Origin of the sequence: Streptantibioticus rubrisoli, assembly GCF_024436055.1 — a bacterium.
In the GTDB taxonomy this organism is placed as follows: Bacteria; Actinomycetota; Actinomycetes; order Streptomycetales; family Streptomycetaceae; genus Streptantibioticus_A; species Streptantibioticus_A rubrisoli.
Genome location: NZ_JANFNH010000071.1, coordinates 1 through 18,751 on the forward strand (window position 1 = coordinate 1; position 18,751 = coordinate 18,751).

Annotated in this window: 20 protein-coding genes; 12 read left to right on the forward strand and 8 right to left on the reverse strand. The window is 70.6% G+C overall.

Annotation, left to right across the window (positions count from 1 at the left end; all coding sequences use genetic code 11):
- Nucleotides 1-77: 77 nt before the first annotated feature.
- The 10 genes from NON19_RS31890 to NON19_RS31935 all read left to right on the forward strand — a co-directional run bounded on the left by NON19_RS31890 (nt 78) and on the right by NON19_RS31935 (nt 8,194).
- On the forward strand, nt 78-992 hold the full coding sequence (locus NON19_RS31890; protein WP_255932756.1) for a Rossmann-like and DUF2520 domain-containing protein: 915 nt from the start codon (nt 78-80) through the stop codon (nt 990-992).
- Nucleotides 989-1,843 carry a pantoate--beta-alanine ligase gene (panC, locus tag NON19_RS31895; RefSeq protein ID WP_255932757.1) on the forward strand — a complete coding sequence of 285 codons (855 nt, stop codon included), beginning with the start codon at nt 989-991 and terminating at the stop codon, nt 1,841-1,843. Before NON19_RS31890 ends, panC begins: the two co-directional genes overlap by 4 nt.
- Nucleotides 1,840-3,561 (forward strand): L-aspartate oxidase, encoded by a 1,722-nt coding sequence (locus tag NON19_RS31900; RefSeq protein ID WP_255932758.1) that lies wholly within the window; start codon nt 1,840-1,842, stop codon nt 3,559-3,561. The genes panC and NON19_RS31900 overlap by 4 nt, the downstream gene beginning before the upstream one ends.
- Entirely contained in the window at nt 3,558-4,577 is a 1,020-nt protein-coding gene (nadC, locus tag NON19_RS31905; protein ID WP_255932759.1) for a carboxylating nicotinate-nucleotide diphosphorylase, read from the forward strand. The genes NON19_RS31900 and nadC overlap by 4 nt, the downstream gene beginning before the upstream one ends.
- A complete protein-coding gene (locus NON19_RS31910) occupies nt 4,577-5,374 on the forward strand; it encodes a type III pantothenate kinase (protein ID WP_255932760.1) in 798 nt (265 codons plus the stop codon). Before nadC ends, NON19_RS31910 begins: the two co-directional genes overlap by 1 nt.
- A 272-nt stretch (nt 5,375-5,646) precedes the next feature.
- The gene (locus NON19_RS31915) at nt 5,647-6,318 is read left to right on the forward strand and encodes a hypothetical protein (protein WP_255932761.1); all 672 of its coding nucleotides are present in this window, start codon (nt 5,647-5,649) and stop codon (nt 6,316-6,318) included.
- 86 nt (nt 6,319-6,404) lie between these two features.
- Nucleotides 6,405-6,599, forward strand: a complete 195-nt coding sequence (locus NON19_RS31920; RefSeq protein ID WP_255932762.1) for a hypothetical protein — start codon at nt 6,405-6,407, stop codon at nt 6,597-6,599.
- Between the two features lie 65 nt (nt 6,600-6,664).
- On the forward strand, nt 6,665-7,072 hold the full coding sequence (locus NON19_RS31925) for a BlaI/MecI/CopY family transcriptional regulator (protein WP_255932763.1): 408 nt from the start codon (nt 6,665-6,667) through the stop codon (nt 7,070-7,072).
- 9 nt (nt 7,073-7,081) lie between these two features.
- Nucleotides 7,082-7,633 (forward strand): amino-acid N-acetyltransferase, encoded by a 552-nt coding sequence (locus NON19_RS31930; protein WP_255932764.1) that lies wholly within the window; start codon nt 7,082-7,084, stop codon nt 7,631-7,633.
- A 225-nt stretch (nt 7,634-7,858) separates the two neighbouring features.
- Complete coding sequence (locus NON19_RS31935; protein WP_255932765.1) at nt 7,859-8,194, forward strand: histone-like nucleoid-structuring protein Lsr2; 336 nt, start codon at nt 7,859-7,861, stop codon at nt 8,192-8,194.
- On the opposite strand, the gene NON19_RS31940 is transcribed toward NON19_RS31935, so the two are convergent.
- The gene (locus tag NON19_RS31940) at nt 8,125-8,745 is read right to left on the reverse strand and encodes an SCO3374 family protein (RefSeq protein ID WP_255932766.1); all 621 of its coding nucleotides are present in this window, start codon (nt 8,743-8,745) and stop codon (nt 8,125-8,127) included. The genes NON19_RS31935 and NON19_RS31940 overlap by 70 nt on opposite strands.
- 452 nt (nt 8,746-9,197) lie before the next feature.
- On the opposite strand from NON19_RS31940, the gene NON19_RS31945 reads away from it, so the two are divergent.
- Nucleotides 9,198-11,729, forward strand: a complete 2,532-nt coding sequence (locus tag NON19_RS31945; RefSeq protein ID WP_255932767.1) for an ATP-dependent Clp protease ATP-binding subunit — start codon at nt 9,198-9,200, stop codon at nt 11,727-11,729.
- Nucleotides 11,730-11,803: 74 nt separating this feature from the next.
- Here the strand turns inward: NON19_RS31945 and NON19_RS31950 are convergent, their stop codons facing one another.
- From NON19_RS31950 to NON19_RS31975, 6 genes are all read right to left on the reverse strand, one after another.
- Nucleotides 11,804-12,055, reverse strand: a complete 252-nt coding sequence (locus NON19_RS31950) for a hypothetical protein (RefSeq protein WP_255932768.1) — start codon at nt 12,053-12,055, stop codon at nt 11,804-11,806.
- 170 nt (nt 12,056-12,225) lie between these two features.
- Entirely contained in the window at nt 12,226-13,506 is a 1,281-nt protein-coding gene (locus NON19_RS31955; RefSeq protein ID WP_255932769.1) for a sensor histidine kinase, read from the reverse strand.
- 6 nt (nt 13,507-13,512) lie between these two features.
- The gene (cseB, locus tag NON19_RS31960; RefSeq protein WP_255932770.1) at nt 13,513-14,208 is read right to left on the reverse strand and encodes a two-component system response regulator CseB; all 696 of its coding nucleotides are present in this window, start codon (nt 14,206-14,208) and stop codon (nt 13,513-13,515) included.
- A complete protein-coding gene (locus tag NON19_RS31965; RefSeq protein WP_255932771.1) occupies nt 14,201-14,791 on the reverse strand; it encodes an LppP/LprE family lipoprotein in 591 nt (196 codons plus the stop codon). The genes cseB and NON19_RS31965 overlap by 8 nt, the downstream gene beginning before the upstream one ends.
- Complete coding sequence (locus tag NON19_RS31970) at nt 14,779-15,336, reverse strand: SigE family RNA polymerase sigma factor (protein WP_255932772.1); 558 nt, start codon at nt 15,334-15,336, stop codon at nt 14,779-14,781. Before NON19_RS31970 ends, NON19_RS31965 begins: the two co-directional genes overlap by 13 nt.
- Before the next feature lie 198 nt (nt 15,337-15,534).
- Nucleotides 15,535-16,473, reverse strand: coding sequence for an HhH-GPD family protein (locus NON19_RS31975; protein WP_255932773.1), 939 nt, complete (start codon nt 16,471-16,473; stop codon nt 15,535-15,537).
- A 124-nt stretch (nt 16,474-16,597) separates the two neighbouring features.
- Between NON19_RS31975 and NON19_RS31980 the strand changes: the two genes are divergently transcribed.
- Nucleotides 16,598-17,395 (forward strand): hypothetical protein, encoded by a 798-nt coding sequence (locus NON19_RS31980; protein ID WP_255932774.1) that lies wholly within the window; start codon nt 16,598-16,600, stop codon nt 17,393-17,395.
- 8 nt (nt 17,396-17,403) lie between these two features.
- Here NON19_RS31980 and disA read toward each other — a convergent pair whose 3' ends face one another.
- Nucleotides 17,404-18,462, reverse strand: a complete 1,059-nt coding sequence (gene disA, locus NON19_RS31985; protein ID WP_255932775.1) for a DNA integrity scanning diadenylate cyclase DisA — start codon at nt 18,460-18,462, stop codon at nt 17,404-17,406.
- Between the last annotated feature and the right edge of the window lie 289 nt (nt 18,463-18,751).

Sequence of the window (18,751 nt, forward strand, 5' to 3'; positions counted from 1 at the left end):
GGCGTACCCCCAAACGCCAGCGCGTAGCATTGATGCGTCCGGTACCCCCGCGGACTGGAACGGAAGGCCACAGCCGCGTGAACACCCACCGAATCACCGAGTCCGCCGAGTCCCGCCCGGCGCGGCTCGCCGTAGGTGTGGTCGGGGCCGGACGAGTCGGCCCGGCGCTCGCCGCCGCGCTACGACTGGCCGGGCACCGGCCGGTCGCCGTATCAGGCGTCTCCGAGGCGTCCCGCCGCCGCGCGGAGGCCCTGCTGCCCGGCGTACCGCTGGTCGAACCCGCCGAGGTGATGGCCCGCGCCGACCTGGTACTGCTGACCGTCCCGGACGACGTACTGCCCGGCCTGGTCGCAGGCCTCGCCGAGACCGGCGCCGTCCGCCCCGGGCAACTGCTGGTGCACACCTCCGGCCGGTACGGAACCGCCGTCCTCGACCCCGCCCTGCGCGCCGGTGCGCTCCCCCTCGCGCTGCACCCCGCCATGACCTTCACCGGAACCAGCGTCGACGTGCAGCGGCTGGCCGGATGCCCGTTCGGCGTCACCGCCCCGGAGGAGCTGAGGCTGGCCGCCGAGGCGCTGGTGGTGGAGATGGGCGGCGAACCGGAGTGGATCGCCGAGCAGGCCCGTCCGCTCTACCACGCGGCGCTGGCCATCGGCTCCAACCACCTGGTCACCCTGGTCGCCCAGGCCCGTGAACTGCTCACCGCGGCCGGGGTGGCCAACCCCGGCCGGATGCTCGGCCCGCTGCTGGGCGCCTCGCTGGACAACGCGTTGCGCTCCGGCGACCAGGCGCTCACCGGCCCGGTCGCCCGAGGTGACGCCGGGACCGTCGCGGCGCACGTCGCCGAGCTGCGCAAGGCCGCCCCGCAGGCCGTCAACTCGTACCTGGCGATGGCGCGGGCCACCGCCGACCGTGCGCTGGCAAACGGGATGTTGAAGGCGGAACAGGCCGAGGCGCTGCTGGGCGTGCTGGCCGATGGAGGGAACGCATGACGGAACTGGTCCACACCTCGGCCGAACTGGACGCGCTGCCGGCCGCCGCGCCCGGTGCGCGCGCCGTCGTCATGACGATGGGCGCCCTGCACGAGGGACACGCCACCTTGATCCGTGTCGCCCGGCAGCGGGTGGGCAACGGCCAGGTCGTCGTCACGGTCTTCGTCAACCCCCTGCAGTTCGGTCCGAGCGAGGACTTCGACCGCTATCCGCGCACCCTGGACGCGGATGTGCGGGTCGCCGAGCGGGCCGGTGCCGACGTGGTGTTCGCCCCGGGCACCGACGAGGTCTACCCCGGCGGCGAGCCGCAGGTCCGCATCACCGCGGGCCCCATGGGCCAGGGCTACGAGGGCGCCGCGCGCCCCGGCCACTTCGACGGCATGCTCACCGTCGTCGCCAAGCTACTCCACCTCACCCGCCCGGACATCGCCTTCTACGGTCAGAAGGACGCCCAGCAACTCGCCCTGATCCGCCGCATGGTGGCCGATCTCAACTTCGGCGTGGAGATCGTCGGCGTACCCACCGTGCGGGAACCGGACGGCCTGGCGCTGTCCAGCCGCAACCGTTATCTGACCGACGACGACCGGCGCCGCGCCCTGGCGCTGTCCCGCGCCCTGTTCGCCGGGCGCGACGCGCTCGCCGACGGCCCCGACGCGGTGCGCAAGGCGGCCCGCGCGGTGCTCGACGCGGCCGACGGCGTGGCGGTGGACTACCTCGCCCTGGTCGACCCGGCGGACTTCACCGAGGCCGCGCCCGGCCACACCGGCCCCGCGGTGCTCGCGGTCGCGGCCAGGGTCGGCACCACCCGGTTGATCGACAACATCCCCCTGGAGTTCGGAGCCTTCTCATGACCGGCATACGGCTGCTCGCCCCGGCCCCCGGCTGGGCCATCAAGTCCGATGTGGTCGTCGTCGGCTCCGGCGTCGCGGGACTGACCACCGCACTGCGCTGCGCCGCCGCGGGCGCCAAGGTCACCGTCGTCACCAAGGCCAAGCTGGACGACGGCTCCACCCGCTGGGCGCAGGGCGGCATCGCCGCCGCCCTCGGCGACGGCGACACCCCGCAGCAGCACCTGGACGACACGCTGGTCGCGGGCGCCGGGCTGTGCGACGAGCCCGCGGTGCGCACCCTGGCCACCGAAGGCCCGGACGCGATACGGCGGTTGATCGCCGTCGGTGCCCGCTTCGACACCTCGGAGTCCACCGGCGAGATCCTGCTGACCCGCGAAGGCGGCCACCACCGCAGCCGGATAGTGCACGCGGGCGGCGACGCCACCGGGGCCGAGGTCTCCCGCGCCCTGGTCGACGCGGTGCGCGCTGGGGTTCCCCATGCCGAGGGCCAGGGGCGCATCGAGACCATCGAGAACGCGCTGGTCCTCGATCTGCTCACGGACGCCGAGGGCCGTACCGCCGGAGTCACCCTGCACGTGATGGGCGAGGGGCAGCGAGACGGTGTGGGCGCGGTGCACGCCCCCGCCGTGGTGCTGGCCACCGGCGGCATGGGCCAGGTGTTCTCGGCCACCACCAACCCGGCCGTCTCCACCGGCGATGGTGTCGCGCTGGCGCTGCGCGCCGGGGCCGAGGTCTCCGACCTGGAGTTCGTCCAGTTCCACCCCACCGTGCTGTGGCTCGGCCCGGAGGCCGAGGGCCAGCAACCGCTGGTCTCCGAGGCGGTACGCGGCGAGGGCGCGTACCTGGTGGACGCGGACGGCACGCGGTTCATGCAGGGGCAGCACGAACTGGCCGAGTTGGCGCCGCGCGACATCGTCGCCAAGGGCATCATGCGCCGCATGCGGGAGACCGGCGCCGAGCACATGTACCTCGACGCCCGGCACTTCGGCGCCGAGATGTGGGCAAGCCGGTTCCCCACCATCCTCGCCGCCTGCCGCGCCAACGGCATTGATCCGGTGACGGAGTGGATCCCGGTCGCCCCCGCAGCGCACTACGCCTCCGGCGGCGTACGCACCGACCTGCGCGGCCGGACCACCGTGCCCGGCCTGTACGCGTGCGGTGAGGTGGCCTGCACCGGCGTGCACGGCGCCAACCGGCTGGCGTCCAACTCCCTGCTGGAAGGACTGGTGTTCGCCGAGCGCATCGCCGACGACATCCGGGACAACCCCCCGGCCGCCGGTGCGCCGGTGGTGCCCGGACCGTCCCGCGACCCGCTGCTGGAGCACGCCGCGCGCTACGAGACCCAGCGCGCGATGACCCGCGGCGCGGGCGTGCTGCGCAGCGCCGAGAGCCTGGCGGAGGCCGCCGGGGCGCTGGAGCGGATCCACACCCAGGCGGTGGAGGACCTGGAGCGGGACGAGAAGACCGCCGAACCCTGCGTGGAGACCTGGGAGGCCACCAACCTCAACCTGGTCGCCCGGGTACTGGTCGCCGCCGCCCGCCGCCGCGAGGAGACCCGCGGCTGCCATTGGCGCGAGGACCGTCCGGACCGCGACGACGCCAACTGGCGCCGCCACCTGGTGGTGCGGCTGACTCCCGAGCGGACGCTGTCCGTGTCGTTGACCGCGACCGCCGACTTCCCCCAGCCCGTCCCCAGCAACAGGGAGCCCCGCTCATGAGCACCCCCGACCTGCCACTCCTCCAGATCGGCCGCCCAGGTCAAGTACCGGTCGACACCGGAGGAGGTTGCGGCGACTCGTGCGACTGCGGCGAGTCCGAGGTCTACGACGTCGACCCGCTGGAGTGCGGTCTCGACCCCGATCTGGCGCAGTTGCTCGCCGACGCCGGGCTGGACCCGGTGCAGGTCGAGGACATCGCGCACCTGGCGATCGAGGAGGACCTGGACAACGGCGTCGATGTGACGACGGTGGCCACGGTCCCCGAAGACGCCGTCTGCGTGGGCGACTTCACCGCCCGCCAGGCTGGTGTGGTGGCCGGTCTGCACATCGCCGAGGCGGTGCTGTCGGTGGTGTGCACCGACGAGTTCGAGGTGGAACGGCACGTGCGGGACGGTGACCGGGTCGAGGCCGGGCAGGTGCTGCTGACGGTGCGCACCCGCACCCGTGACCTGCTCACCGCCGAGCGCAGCGCGCTGAACCTGCTGTGCAGGCTGTCCGGCATCGCCACCGCCACCCGGGCCTGGGCCGACGCGCTCGAGGGCACCAAGGCGAGGGTCCGCGACACCCGCAAGACCACCCCGGGGCTGCGCGCGCTGGAGAAGTACGCGGTGCGCTGCGGCGGCGGTGTCAACCACCGCATGTCGCTGTCCGACGCGGCGCTGGTCAAGGACAACCACGTGGTCGCCGCCGGTGGCGTCGCCGAGGCGTTCCGCGCGGTGCGCGCGGAGTTCCCCGAGCTGCCGCTTGAGGTCGAGGTGGACACCCTGCACCAGCTGCGCGAAGTCCTCGACGCCGGGGCCGACTTGGTGCTGCTGGACAACCTCACTCCGATGGAGACCGAGGAGGCGGTCACGATCAACGCCGGTCGCGCGCTGCTGGAGTCCTCCGGCGGCCTGACGCTGGAGAACGCCCGCGCCTACGGTGAGACCGGGGTCGACTACCTGGCGGTCGGCTCGCTCACCCACTCCGCGCCGATCCTCGACATCGGCCTGGACTTCCGGGCGGAGCAGGACTGATGCTGCTCACCATCGACGTCGGCAACACCCATACGGTGCTCGGCCTGTTCGACGGCGAGGAGATCGTCGAGCACTGGCGCATCTCCACCGACGCCCGGCGCACCGCCGACGAACTCGCCGTGCTGCTGCAGGGGTTGATGGGCATGCACCCGCTGCTCGGCGACGACCTGGGCGACGGCATCGACGGCATCTCCATCTGCTCCACCGTCCCCTCGGTGCTGCACGAGCTGCGCGAGGTGACCCGGCGGTACTACGGGGACGTGCCGTCGGTACTGGTGGAACCGGGCGTCAAGACCGGGGTGCCGGTGCTGGCCGACAACCCCAAGGAGGTCGGCGCGGACCGCATCATCAACGCGCTGGCCGCGGTCCACCTCTACGGCGGCCCGTGCATCGTGGTGGACTTCGGCACCGCCACAACCTTCGACGCGGTCTCCGCCCGCGGTGAGTACCTGGGCGGCGCGATCGCCCCCGGCATCGAGATCTCGGTGGACGCGCTCGGGGTACGGGGTGCGCAACTGCGCAAGATCGAGCTGGCCCGGCCGCGCAGCGTCGTCGGCAAGAACACGGTCGAGGCGATGCAGTCCGGCATCCTGTACGGCTTCGCGGGCCAGGTGGACGGCATCGGCGAACGGATGGCCCGCGAACTCGCCGACGACCCCGACGACGTGACGGTCATCGCCACGGGCGGTCTGGCTCCCCTGGTGCTGGGCGAGGCCTCCATCATCGACGCCCACGAGCCGTGGCTGACCCTGATCGGCCTGCGCCTGGTCTACGAACGCAACGTCTCCCTGACATAGCCCTCCCTGACGGCACCCCGGCGCCCGGCCCCGGCCAGCCCCGGCCGGGGTGCCGGGGCAGCCGACGCGGAGCCGAACCGCGGGACCGGCCACTGACCATCCACCCGCGACCGCCGGTCAGAGATCTCCGCCGCGACGCGGGCAACCACAAGAGCGCGGACCGGCGGTGCCGAACCACCCCAACCCGCCCGAGAACCCGCCGGGAGGGCGATCCGCCGCGCCGTCACGGACAAATGCGCGGCATTTGTCCGTTAAGTACGTAAAGTCAAGCCATGCCCACGCCACACGGGTCCCGAGGCGGTATGGCGTTCAGCGCGGACGAGCTGCGTGTGCTCCGGTGCGCCCTCGCCGAGGCCGCCCGCACCGCACCCATCGCGGAACTCCCGGACGAGCCCGCCCACCGGGCGGGTGACGTCCAGCACTATCTGCGGCTCGCGGAAGCACTGGACGAGGCGGCCCGCGAGGGCGACCGCCTGCGCTCCTTCCTCCGCGCCGACCTGGCGCGCTACCGGGCGGCCCTGCCCGGTGCCGCGGCGGACTACCTGGAGCTGCTCGGTGAGGCGTTGGACGGCGGTTACCTGCCGCGCCCCGAAGACCTCGCCGCGCTAAGGGAGTTGTGCGGGCTGCCGTGCGGACCCGCCGAGTCATACCGGAGGGAAGGTATGCGCCGACGTTGTGAAGACCTCGCAGAACGGGCCGTACGCGCCCGGCTCGACGGCCGTACGCCGCGTCCCAGGACCGCGGAACGGGGCTGCGCGCGATGGGCCGGCAGCAAGGTGTTGCTGGCGCTGCCCGGTGGCCGCCGCGCGAGCGGGCCGGTCGAGGAGCCGCCGCAGCCGCCGCAGTCCCCCGAGCCGGAGCGGCGGGTGCCCACCCCGGCGGAAATCTGGCCGCCGCGACGCCGCGAGGGCACACCTGATCAGGAACGGCGCGCCATCGGCTGACTTATGCCCCCTCGGAGCCTGGCGGGAAAACCCTCTGACCTACTCTGGGAGACTTGACAGGGTTTCCCAGAAGGAGTGAGGCAATCGTGGACTACGTCTCCGCGCTGGTTCCGCCGGTCGTAATGGCGGTGGCCTTCACGTACCTCGTCGTGACGATCATCAAGAACCAGGGCGGCGCCAACAAGGCCAAGGAGGACGCCGCCGTGGACGCGGCACTCGCCCGCGCCGAGGCGTCCCGCCAAGCCACTTCGACAGCCGCTTCCGCGGAGCCCCAAAGTTAATGCTTCGGGGCTCCTATCGGCCCTGAAAATGCCGCATCCGTGACATTTGCCACTACTATTCTGCTGTGGCACGGCGATTGGGCGATCTCGAAGACGCGGTCATGACCAGGGTGTGGCAGTGGAACCGCCCGGTCACCGTCCGCGAAGTGCTGGAAGACCTACAGCAGGAACGGTCCATCGCCTACACCACGGTGATGACGGTAATGGACAACCTTCATCAGAAGGGCATGCTCCGCCGGGAACACGAAGGCCGGGCCTATCGCTATGAGGCGGTTTCCACCCGGGACGCGTACTCGGCCGCACTGATGCACGAGGCATGGGCCGCGAGCGAGAACCCGGCCGCGGCTCTCGTGCAGTTCTTCAGCATGATGTCGCCGGAACAACGCGAAGCCTTGCGGGACGCCTCCCGCATCGTCCAGCCGGAAGCCGCTCCCGGCGAACCCGCCGGCACCCGGGAAGCGCCCGGGCGATAGCGTCCGGCTATGTCCTCTGTGCCTTCCCCGCCCTCGCCCGCAACGCCCCGCAGCGCAAATGACGTCACCGTCCGCCGGGCCAGGACCAGCGACGTGTCCGCGATCCGGCGGTTGCTCGACGGCTATGTGCACGAACGCATCCTGCTCGACAAGCCCACGGTGACGCTTTATGAGGACATCCAGGAGTTCTGGGTGGCCGAACGCGACACCGACGCGGAGGTGGTGGGCTGCGGCGCGCTGCACGTGATGTGGGAGGACCTCGCCGAGGTGCGAACTCTCGCGGTGCGCCGGGACCTGCACGGCAAAGGCGTTGGACACCAGGTGCTCGGCAAGCTCTTGCAGACCGCGCGCTGGCTGGGAGTGCGCCGCATTTTCTGCCTCACCTTCGAAGTCGACTTCTTCGCGAAGCACGGCTTCGTCGAGATCGGCGAGACTCCGGTGGACGGGGATGTCTACAGCGAGCTGCTGCGTTCCTATGACGAGGGCGTCGCGGAGTTCCTGGGCCTCGAACGAGTGAAGCCGAACACCCTGGGCAACAGCCGGATGCTGTTGCATCTGTGATCGCGCCACCCTGCGGAGTATTTTCCGCTAGATGTTGCCACCGGCATGCCCCCGCCCCCGGTACGGGTATGTCCGAATCGCGCCATGCGGAACGCGCTACCTCCGTACTGGTGCACGGTCGACCGCTGCCCAAGGGTTTGAGTTTTTCCGGGAAAAGCGGTTTCCTTTTCTCGTACTGCTTTATCCCGGGGAGTCCCCGGAACCATATCGATGAAAGGGAAGCCCGTGGCACAGAAGGTCCAGGTCCTTCTCGTTGACGACATCACCGGTGGCGAGGCTGACGAGACCGTGACGTTCGCTCTCGATGGCGCGACGTACGAGATCGACCTCACCACGGAGAACGCGGACAAGCTGCGCGGCCTGCTCGCGGAGTACGTGGAGGCGGGCCGGAAGACCGGCGGCCGCAGCCGGGGCCGTGGCCGCAGCGTGCGCGCCGCCGCCAGCAGCAGCCAGGACACCGCCAAGATCCGCGCCTGGGCGAAGGAGAACGGCTACGAGGTCAACGACCGTGGCCGCGTCCCCGCCACCATCCGTGAGGCGTACGAGAAGGCGCACGGCTGATCGGTCCGCGCTGAAAGGATCCGGGTCCGGTGGCACTCGGTGGCCACCGCCCCAACCAGCGGCACCAGACCCACCGGGCCGGTGTCGCCCGGCCCGCCGCCGTCCGCGCACACCGAAAGCGACGGCAGCGTCGGCTCCACCTCGCGGCCCGGCTCGGGAGGCCGTAGCCACATCGGACGGTGCCGGTCACCGGCGGTCGCCGTATCAGGAACCGCTTCCGGCCGGTACCCGGCCTCCCCCGGGACGACGGGGGCGGGGATGCGTGCGCCCGTACCCCGCACCGCCAGGTCCAGCTCGATGCCGCCCCACTCCAGCCAGTCGAGCAGCCCCGGCAGCTCCTCCGCGCTGCCCGCTGCGACCAGCAGCAGGATCCTTTTCCCGGCCAGCGCCGCCGGGCCGGTGCGGGCGATCCTGCGCAGCACGGCGAGCCCCGCGGCGGCGGGCACGTCGAGCACGTCGAACCGCAACCCGGTGAGCAGCTCCACCGGGGCGTGGCCGGATGTGGCCCATCCCAGCTCGCGTTCGTACCAGTCGCGCGTGCCGTGTCCCATGCCCGTAGCAACTGCCACCCTGTGGAAGGGTTACGGAGCGCTGTACCGGAAATACGAAGAGTGATGGCTTTGGGTAACGGCCGCGGCGCACAACGTCTCGCGTTCGGCGCTGACCCGGCGCAAGGTTGTTCGCTGGTAGCAGACACGACGGATGTGCGCCGCATGGATTGTCGGTGCGAGCGGGTAAGAAATACCTAGTGGGGAGGGATGGCGCGATCGCAGGTGAGGTGGGCGTTCGCCACGGGCGTACGCGATAAGTGTTCATCCGCCTGGCCTGCGGGAACATCGTCTCGCACCATCGGGTTGGAGCTGTTGTCGGCTGTGAGGGCAGCGAAGCTTCTCACGGGTGTCGACGGTTGAAGTGAGCTGTCCCGCTCGTCGGGACTAGCATGCGGAAGGACAGGGAGGGGACCGGCCCCGATCTGCCTGACCGCTCTGAGGAGCGATTAACGATGTTCGAGAGGTTCACCGACCGTGCGCGGCGGGTTGTCGTCCTGGCTCAGGAAGAAGCCCGGATGCTCAACCACAACTACATCGGCACCGAGCACATCCTCCTGGGCCTGATCCACGAGGGTGAGGGTGTCGCCGCTAAGGCCCTGGAGAGCCTCGGGATTTCGCTCGAGGCGGTCCGCCAGCAGGTGGAGGAAATCATCGGCCAGGGCCAGCAGGCCCCGTCCGGGCACATCCCCTTCACCCCGCGCGCCAAGAAGGTCCTGGAGCTGTCGCTCCGTGAGGCCCTCCAGCTCGGCCACAACTACATCGGTACGGAGCACATCCTGCTCGGCCTGATCCGCGAGGGCGAGGGCGTGGCCGCCCAGGTCCTCGTGAAGCTCGGCGCCGACCTGAACCGGGTGCGGCAGCAGGTCATCCAGCTGCTCTCCGGCTACCAGGGCGGCAAGGAGTCCGCCACGGCCGGTGGCCCGGCCGAGGGCACGCCCTCGACCTCCCTGGTCCTCGACCAGTTCGGCCGCAACCTGACGCAGGCCGCTCGCGAGACCAAGCTCGACCCGGTCATCGGGCGCGAGAAGGAGATCGAGCGGGTCATGCAGGTGCTGTCCCGCCGTACCAAGAACAACCCCGTCCTCATCGGCGAGCCCGGTGTCGGAAAGACCGCCGTCGTCGAGGGCCTGGCCCAGGCCATCGTCAAGGGCGAGGTTCCCGAAACGCTCAAGGACAAGCAGCTCTACACGCTCGACCTGGGCGCCCTGGTGGCCGGGTCGCGCTACCGCGGTGACTTCGAGGAGCGCCTGAAGAAGGTGCTCAAGGAGATCCGCACCCGCGGCGACATCATCCTGTTCATCGACGAGCTCCACACCCTGGTGGGTGCGGGCGCCGCCGAGGGCGCGATCGACGCCGCGAGCATCCTCAAGCCGATGCTGGCGCGGGGCGAGCTGCAGACCATCGGCGCGACGACGCTCGACGAGTACCGCAAGCACCTGGAGAAGGACGCGGCCCTGGAACGCCGCTTCCAGCCCATCCAGGTCGCCGAGCCGTCGCTGCCCCACACCATCGAGATCCTCAAGGGCCTGCGCGACCGGTACGAGGCGCACCACCGCGTCTCGATCACCGACGCCGCCCTGGTCGCGGCGGCCACCCTGGCCGACCGCTACATCTCCGACCGCTTCCTGCCGGACAAGGCGATCGACCTGATCGACGAGGCCGGTTCCCGGATGCGCATCCGCCGGATGACCGCTCCGCCGGACCTGCGCGAGTTCGACGAGAAGATCGCCGACGTGCGCCGGGAGAAGGAGTCGGCCATCGACTCCCAGGACTTCGAGAAGGCGGCCTCTCTCCGTGACAAGGAGAAGCAGCTGCTGTCCGCGAAGACCAAGCGGGAGAAGGAGTGGAAGGCCGGCGACATGGACGTCGTCGCCGAGGTCGACGAGGAGCTGATCGCCGAGGTCCTGGCCACGGCCACCGGCATTCCGGTCTTCAAGCTCACCGAGGAGGAGTCCTCCCGCCTGCTGCGCATGGAGGACGAGCTGCACAAGCGCGTCATCGGCCAGAAGGACGCCATCAAGGCGCTCTCCCAGGCCATCCGCCGCACTCGTGCGGGTCTGAAGGACCCCAAGCGTCCCGGTGGCTCGTTCATCTTCGCCGGTCCGTCCGGTGTCGGTAAGACCGAGCTGTCCAAGACGCTCGCCGAATTCCTCTTCGGCGACGAGGACGCGCTGATTCAGCTCGACATGTCGGAGTTCAGCGAGAAGCACACCGTTTCCCGCCTCTTCGGCTCGCCTCCCGGTTACGTCGGTTACGAAGAGGGCGGCCAGCTCACCGAAAAGGTGCGCCGTAAGCCGTTCTCGGTGGTGCTGTTCGACGAGGTCGAAAAGGCCCACCCGGATATCTTCAACTCGCTGTTGCAGATTCTGGAGGACGGTCGGCTGACCGACTCCCAGGGCCGGGTGGTCGACTTCAAGAACACCGTCATCATCATGACCACGAACCTCGGTACCCGGGATATCTCCAAGGGCTTCAACCTCGGCTTCGCCGCCGCGGGTGACGTCAAGACCGGGTACGAGCGGATGAAGGCGAAGGTCAGCGAAGAGCTGAAGCAGCACTTCCGGCCGGAGTTCCTCAACCGTGTCGACGACATCGTGGTCTTCCACCAGCTCAGCGAGGACGACATCATCCAGATCGTCGACCTGATGATCGCGAAGGTGGACGAGCGGCTCAAGGACCGGGACATGGGCATCGAGCTCAGCCAGGAGGCCAAGTCGCTGCTCGCGAAGAAGGGCTACGACCCGATCCTGGGCGCCCGGCCGCTGCGTCGCACGATCCAGCGGGAGATCGAGGACCAGCTCTCGGAGAAGATCCTCTTCAACGAGCTGCGCCCCGGTCACATCGTGGTCGTCGGCACGGAGGGCGAGGGTGAGGAGAAGACCTTCACCTTCCGCGGCGAGGAGAAGGTCGCCGTGGCGGACGCTCCGCCGGTTGAGGCCGCGGGCAGCGGTGGCGCTGGCCCGAACCTCAGCAAGGACGTCTGACACACGCGGACCCAAAGGGGTCGGCCCCGGAACCGTTCACATGGTTCCGGGGCCGACCCCTTTCCGCGCATCGCTCACAGGCCGCCCGGGGACGCCGTTCCGCCGCTCTGCCCGAACGCGCCGCTCAGCGGCGCGGGCCCCTGCTGGCCCTGCAGGCGGTTCAGGGTGTTGGCGACCAGCGGTACGGTCGTCTTGGCCACCTTCTCCACCAGCGGGCCGAGGTCGGCCCCCACGGCGTTGGCGGAGCCCGCGGAGACGATCATGGGCAGGGTGCTTGCCGTGGCCACCAGGGTGACCTGGGCGATCCGACGCTTGAGGGACGACATGAAGCTCCTTAGACGAACGGCACCTGCTGGTGCCGGGTGGACATGCGCCCTGCCTACCGATTCGCCACACCCGGAAGTTGTGGGCCGTTTGAGGGAGATTTCGCTACCGGGGAGGTATGTTCCGTAACCACTGGTTTGAGGCGACCTTGCGCAACTCCCGGCGCAGGCTGTTACGGCTCCGGTTGGGCCTGTGGCAGGTGGAGTTCGGCGATGGCGCCGCCGTCATCGTCATCCGCGTTGTGGAAGGAGAGGGTCGCGCCCAGCACCCGGGCCTGGCCCGCGGCGATCGTCAGGCCAAGGCCATGCCCTTGGCCCGACCTGTCGCTGCTGCCGGTACGGAACCGGCTCGGCCCCTCCCGCAGCAGCACCTCGGGGAACCCCGGCCCATGGTCCCGTACCCGGACGACCGGGCCGTCCACCACCACCTCGACCGGCTCCTTGCCGTGCCGGACCGCGTTGGCCAGCAGATTGCCCAGGATCCGCTCCAGGCGCCGCGGATCCGTCTGCACCCAGGCGTCCCGTACCACCTCGACGGTCGCCTCCGGCGCCAGCCCGCGCACCCGGCGGCGGACGAACTCCGGCAGCGCCACCTCCTGGAGGTCGGCGCGCTCCTGCGCGCCGTCCAGCCGGGCGACCTCCAGCACGTCCTCCACCAGCGTGCGCAGCGCCTGTGCCCGGTCGCGCACCAGTTCCGAGGGGCGGCCGGGGGGCAGCAGTTCGGCGGCGGTGACCAGACCGGTCACCGGTGTGCGCAGTTCGTGCGCGATGTCCGCGGTGACCCGGCGCTCCGCCTCCAACCGCTTCTGCAGCGCGTCGGCCATCTCGTCCACCGCCCGCGCCAACTCGTCGGTCTCGTCCCGCACCCGGCGGCCCACCGCGTCCCGCACCCGCACGTCCGGCTCGCCGCCTGCCACCGCGCGCGCCGCGACCGCCGCCTTGCGCAGCCGCCGGGAGAGCTGACCGCCGACGATCACGCTCAGCGCCGCCCCGGCCAGTACCACCGCGACCGAGCCCGCGATCAGTACCCCGTCGAGGTCGGAGAGCACCTGGGCGAGGTCGGGGGAGCGGTCGTAGAGCGAGATGACCTTGTTGTTGGGCAGCGGCATCTCGGCCCAGACGATGGGCTCTCCGCTGACCCTCTTGATGTAAGTGGCGCGCAGCCCCTTCGCCGCGGCGGTCTTCAGCGGTGCGGGCAGATTGGGGTCGTTGATCTTGGCTGAGATCACCAGCCGGTGGTTGGACTCGTAGATCCGGGCCGCGACCTGCACCCGCTGGTCCTGTAGCTCACGGGCGCTGTTGAGCATGCTCAGGTGGGCCGCGTTGTGCACCACCACGGCCATGGCCAGCGCGACCAGCGCGGAGACCGCCGCTATCGCCACCGTCAGCTTCCAGCGCAGCCCGGGCCAGCGCAGACCCGCGCGGCGGAGCGCGGCACGGTTCAGGGCAGGCACGGTCGCTCAGGCCCTGAGCTTGTATCCGAAGCCACGCACCGTCTCTATCCGGTCCTGGCCGATCTTGGTGCGAAGGCGCTGCACATGGACGTCCACGACCCGGGTGTCGCCGCCCCAGTCGTAGTCCCAGACACTGGTCAGCAGCCGGTCACGGGAGAGCACCGAGCCGGGCGCGGCGGAGAACTCCAGCAGCAGCCGCATCTCGGTCGGGGTGAGCGATACCGGCTCCCCGCCGCGCCGTACCTCCATGCCGTCGGTGTCGATCTCCAGATCGCCGAACCGCAGCGATCCGTCGCTCTCGGCGGAGGATTCCGCTCCGGCGTGCCGCGAGGCGTGCCCGAAGCGCCGCAGCACCGCCCGGATGCGGGCCACCAGGACCGCGGCGTCGAACGGCTTGGTGACGTAGTCGTCGGCCCCGGCCTCCAGGCCCAGCACCACGTCGATGGAGTCGGCGCGCGCCGACAGCATGATCACCGGCACCGAGGACTCGTCCCGGATCCGCCGGCACAGGCTGACCCCGTCGAGCCCGGGCACCATCACGTCGAGCAGCGCGATGTCCGGCCTGCGGGCGCGGAAGGCCTCCAGGCCGACGATCCCGTCCGGGACGGCGGTCACCTCGAAGCCGTCGCGCTCCAGGGCGAGCTGCGTCGCTTCGCGGATCACGTCGTCGTCCTCGACGAACAGGACATGAGTGTCAGCCATCGGCGGCCTTTTTTCCGTAGTCGCTGTGGGTGCGGGAGGTCTCGGCGAAGCGGTCCCCGGTCCAGTGGTACGTGATCACGTCCTCACCGGACGGACAGCACACCTTGTCCTCGGGCCCGTAGACCTGCCGGGTCAGCATCAGGTCGTTCTTGTCGATCTCAATGGTGACAGGCGGCTGCTCGTCCCCAAAGACATCGGTGTATTCGCCGTTCTCCATACGGTAGACGTAACTACCCAGTCCTAGTCCATCCGCGCAAGTCTGGACGTTTATCACCACATCGGGCACAGAGTTCCCGGTCACATACCCGTAACTGGTGTCGATGGGGTATTCGTGGCCCGCGCACGGCTTGAGGTCCCGCTTTATGTCGGTGCCGACCTTGGGGTCGTTGCTGAGCAGCGCGACCGGATCGACCTTGGTGCTGGGAGTCGGCCGCTGCGAGGCGGAGGGGCTCACCGCCGCGGTGCCCGCGGTCCCCTCGACGCGCACACCGCCGCCCTCGGCGCAGCCGGTGATCAGCACCAGCGGCGCGAGCGCGGCGGTCAGCAGTGCGCATCTGTAGGGGGACGGGGCTATGCGGCGCACGCGCCCTCCCCCGGCGCAGTGTCGGTGCCCTCGTGGCCGTAGGCGGTGCGTTCGAGTTCCTCGCGCAGCCGGGCCAGGGCGCGGTGCAGGGTGCTCTTGACCGTGCCGGTCGACATCCCCAGGGCCTTGGCGGTCTCCTCGGTGCTCATCTGCTCCCAGTGCCGCAGTACGACGACCTGCCGCTGCTTGGGGGCGAGCACCGCCAGCGCGCCCAGCAGCATGGCCCGGTCCGCGTGCTGCTCGGTGCCGTCGTCGATGCTGGCGTCCGGGAGGTTCTCGGTGGGCACCTCGTCCAGCTTGCGGGCGCGCCACCACTCGGTACGGGTGTTGATCATCACCCGCCGCATATAGGCGTCGGCCAGCCCCTTGTCCGCTATCCGCTCCCAGCGCGGGAAGGTGCGGCACAGTGCGGTCTGCACCAGGTCCTGGGCGTCCACGGGGTCGGGGACCAGTCGGCGGGCGCTGCGCAGTAGTGAGTCCTGCCGGGCTCGTACGTACTCCTCGAAGTCCAGCGCCTTGCTGTCGATCGCCGAGTCCGCCGCCATGGCCGCCTCCAAACGTCCCGTTGCCGTGGTTGTCACCGTGCGCGTCCGGTCGGTTGGTCAAGCCCGATGGAAGGACGCAGGCAAGGACGCTAGGCACCGGCTGTTGCGAGAACCCCGGCCCTGGGCACACAGCGGTTTCACAGGAACCCATCGGTTGTGTAACAACCGGAACCAACGGCTCTCTCGGTCACTCCGCGGTCACGGTGAGTGCGTGGGCGGTCGCTCGGCGGGCAGGCGGTACACGCCCGGTGCGACGGGCTCCACCAGGCCGTCGGCCACCAGACCGTCCAACGCCCGTGCGCGTTGTACCGGTTCGTCCCAAACAGCATCAAGTGCGGCTTGTGTTACGGGTTCGGGGGATTCGCGCAGTACGGCGAGCAGCTTGCCGCGCACCTGCCGGTCCGTCCCGGCGTACGACTGGCCGCGCCGCGGCGGACCGTCGTGCTCCGGGAACCCGGCCAGCCGCCAGGCGCACCGCGGCGCGATCGGGCACCGCCCGCACTGCGGACCGCGCGCCACGCACACCAACGCGCCCAACTCCATGGTGGCCGCCGCCCAACGCGCCGCCGTGGCCTCGTCGTCCGGCAGCAGCCGCCGCGCCAGCCGCCGCTCCGCCGCCGTGGTGGCGTTGGGCGGGTACTGAACGCCGCTGACCGCACGGGCGAGCACCCGGCGCACATTGGTGTCCAGCACCGGATGCCGCTGGCCGTACGCGAAGGAGGCGACGGCCGCCGCCGTGTACTCGCCGACCCCGGGCAGCGCAAGCAACTCCGCGTGGTCGCTGGGGACTTCACCGCCGTGCCGCTCGGTGATGGCGCTGGCGGCGGCGTGCAACCGCAGCGCGCGGCGCGGGTAGCCGAGCCGACCCCACGCGCGCACCGCCTCGCCGGGCGGCTCGGCGGCCAGGTCGGCCGGGCGCGGCCAACGGGCCAGCCACTGCTCGTACATGGGCAGCACCCGGGAGACCGGCGTCTGCTGGAGCATGAACTCGCTGACCATCACCCCCCACGCACCGGCGTCCGGACGGCGCCAGGGCAGGTCGCGGGCGTTGGCCTCGAACCAGGCGGTCACCGGCAGGTGCAGCGCGGCGGCGTGGTCCTCGGCGGCCTCGATGGCGCGGGTGGTATCGGTGGTCATGACGTGTTCGATCCTTCCACACCCGCCTCAGCCGCGTCGAAACATATGAAGAGCTGCAAAGAGTTGAGGTTCATGCGGCGGGTGGTGCACAGAGCGGCGCCGGATCTCCCATAGAGTTTGGTGCGTGGGCAATCTGCGCAACCCGGTGGGCCCCCTGCCCTCCTCCATCTACTGGCGGCGGCGGGCAGTTGTGCTGGGCCTGTTCGTGCTCCTCGTCGGGCTCATAGTCTGGTTGCTGCTGTCCGGCGGCGGCAGCAACGCCGGGCACAAGGGCGAGGCGCAGGGGCCCGGCGGCCGCACTCCGGTTCCTTCCATCACCCCCGGTCCGACGAGCAGCCAGACCGGCATCACCGCACGGCCGGGCGGTCGCGACACCTCCGGCGGCACCGGCTCGTCCGGTGGTACGGGCGGCGGCGCCAGCACCGGAGGGGCCAACTCCGGTACGGCTGGCGGCACCTCGGACGGAGGTTCCGGATCCGGTGGAAACCCGGCTCCGCTACCGGCGGACTCCCCGCTGCCCGACTGCACTTCTGGTCAGGTGCAGTTGAAGCTGCGCAGCGTGAAGAACACCTACGACCTCACCGACAAGCCGAAGTTCGAGCTGACGGCGGTCAACTCCGGTGGCAGCGCCTGCAAGGTGGACTTCGGCAGCACCGCCGCGGTGGTCACCATCGTGGACGGCTCCGGCCACCATGTGTGGGCGTCCGACGACTGCCCGCCCACCCGCGAGGCCTATCCGCTCCAGGTTCCGGCTGGCGGCTGGACCAGCTTCTACGTCCAGTGGGACCGCACCCTCAGCGTTCCGCAGTGCGCCTCGCCGTCCGGTGCGCAGACCGCGCCGTCCGGCACGTACCAGGTGAAGGTCACCACAGGCGGAATCGGTTCCGCGCAGACCACGTTCACCCTCAACGGTGGTTCCTGAGGCCGGAACTAGACGTACCGCTCCAGGATCGAGGACTCCGCGAGACGGGACAGGCCCTCGCGAACCGAACGCGCCCGGGCCTCGCCGACGCCCTCCACCATCTGCAGGTCGTCCACGCTGGCCGCCAGCAGCTTCTGCAGTCCGCCGAAGTGCTCGACCAGCCGCTCTATGACGGTGTTCGGCAGCCGGGGCACCTTCGCCAGCAGCCGGTAGCCGCGCGGGCTGACCGCGGTGTCCAACGACTCCGGCGAGCCGGTGTAGCCCAACGACCTTGCCACCGTGGTCAGTTCGATCAACTCGCTCTGCGGCAGCGAGTCCAGCTCGGCGAGCGCCTCGCCGACGGTGCGGGCCCGCTTCGCCGTCGGTTCCGGTACGTAGTCGCGCACCACCAGCTCGCGCTCCGGCTCCACGCCCGCGATCAACTCGTCCAACTGGAGCGACAGCAGACGTCCGTCGGTGCCCAACTCGGTGACGTACTCGTCGATTTCGGTGGCGATCCGGCGCACCATCTCAAGCCGCTGCGCCACCGCCGTCACATCCCGTACGGTGACCAGGTCCTCGATCTCCAGCGCGGAGAGCGTGCCCGCCACCTCGTCCAGCCGCAACTTGTAGCGTTCCAGCGTGGCCAGCGCCTGGTTGGCGCGGGACAGGATCGCCGCCGAGTCCTCCAGCACCCGGCGCTGCCCGCCCACGTACAGGGCGATCAGCCGCATCGACTGGCTGACGGAGACCACCGGGAAGCCCACCTGCCTGCTGACCCGGTCCGCGGTGCGGTGCCGGGTGCCGGTCTCCTCGGTGGGGATGGTCGGGTCCGGGACCAACTGGACGCCCGCGCGCAGGATCTTGGTGATGTCCCGGTCCATGATCACCGCGCCGTCCAGCTTGCACAGCTCGCGCAGCCGGGTCGCGGTGAACTCCACGTCCAGTACGAAGCCGCCGGTGCACAGCGACTCCACGGTCTTGTCCATCCCCAGGACGATCAGCCCGCCGGTGTTGCCGCGGACGACCCGCTCCAGACCGTCCCGCAGTTCCGTGCCGGGCGCCACCGCGCTGAGCGAGGCGCGCATGAGCCCGTCGGCGCTTCCGCCAGACCTGCCGGACGCCCCTGCCCGGTCGTTGGCTGCCACTGCTCTCCTCCGGTCGTACGGGTCGCCCGGGCGGGGGCGCCCGGGCGGGCGAGACCAGGGCAAAGTCTACCGGGCGCCCCGCCACCCGCCGGGGCGCTCCCCGCGGCGGGCGCGGTTCGCCTCCGGCGGGGCGTGCGGTGTTCGGCTCCGGGGTGGGCTTCGGCTTGGGCCGGTGCTTCGGGCGTACGGGGCGCCCGGGCGGGGAGCCCGTTGGCCGTATGGGTGGGCG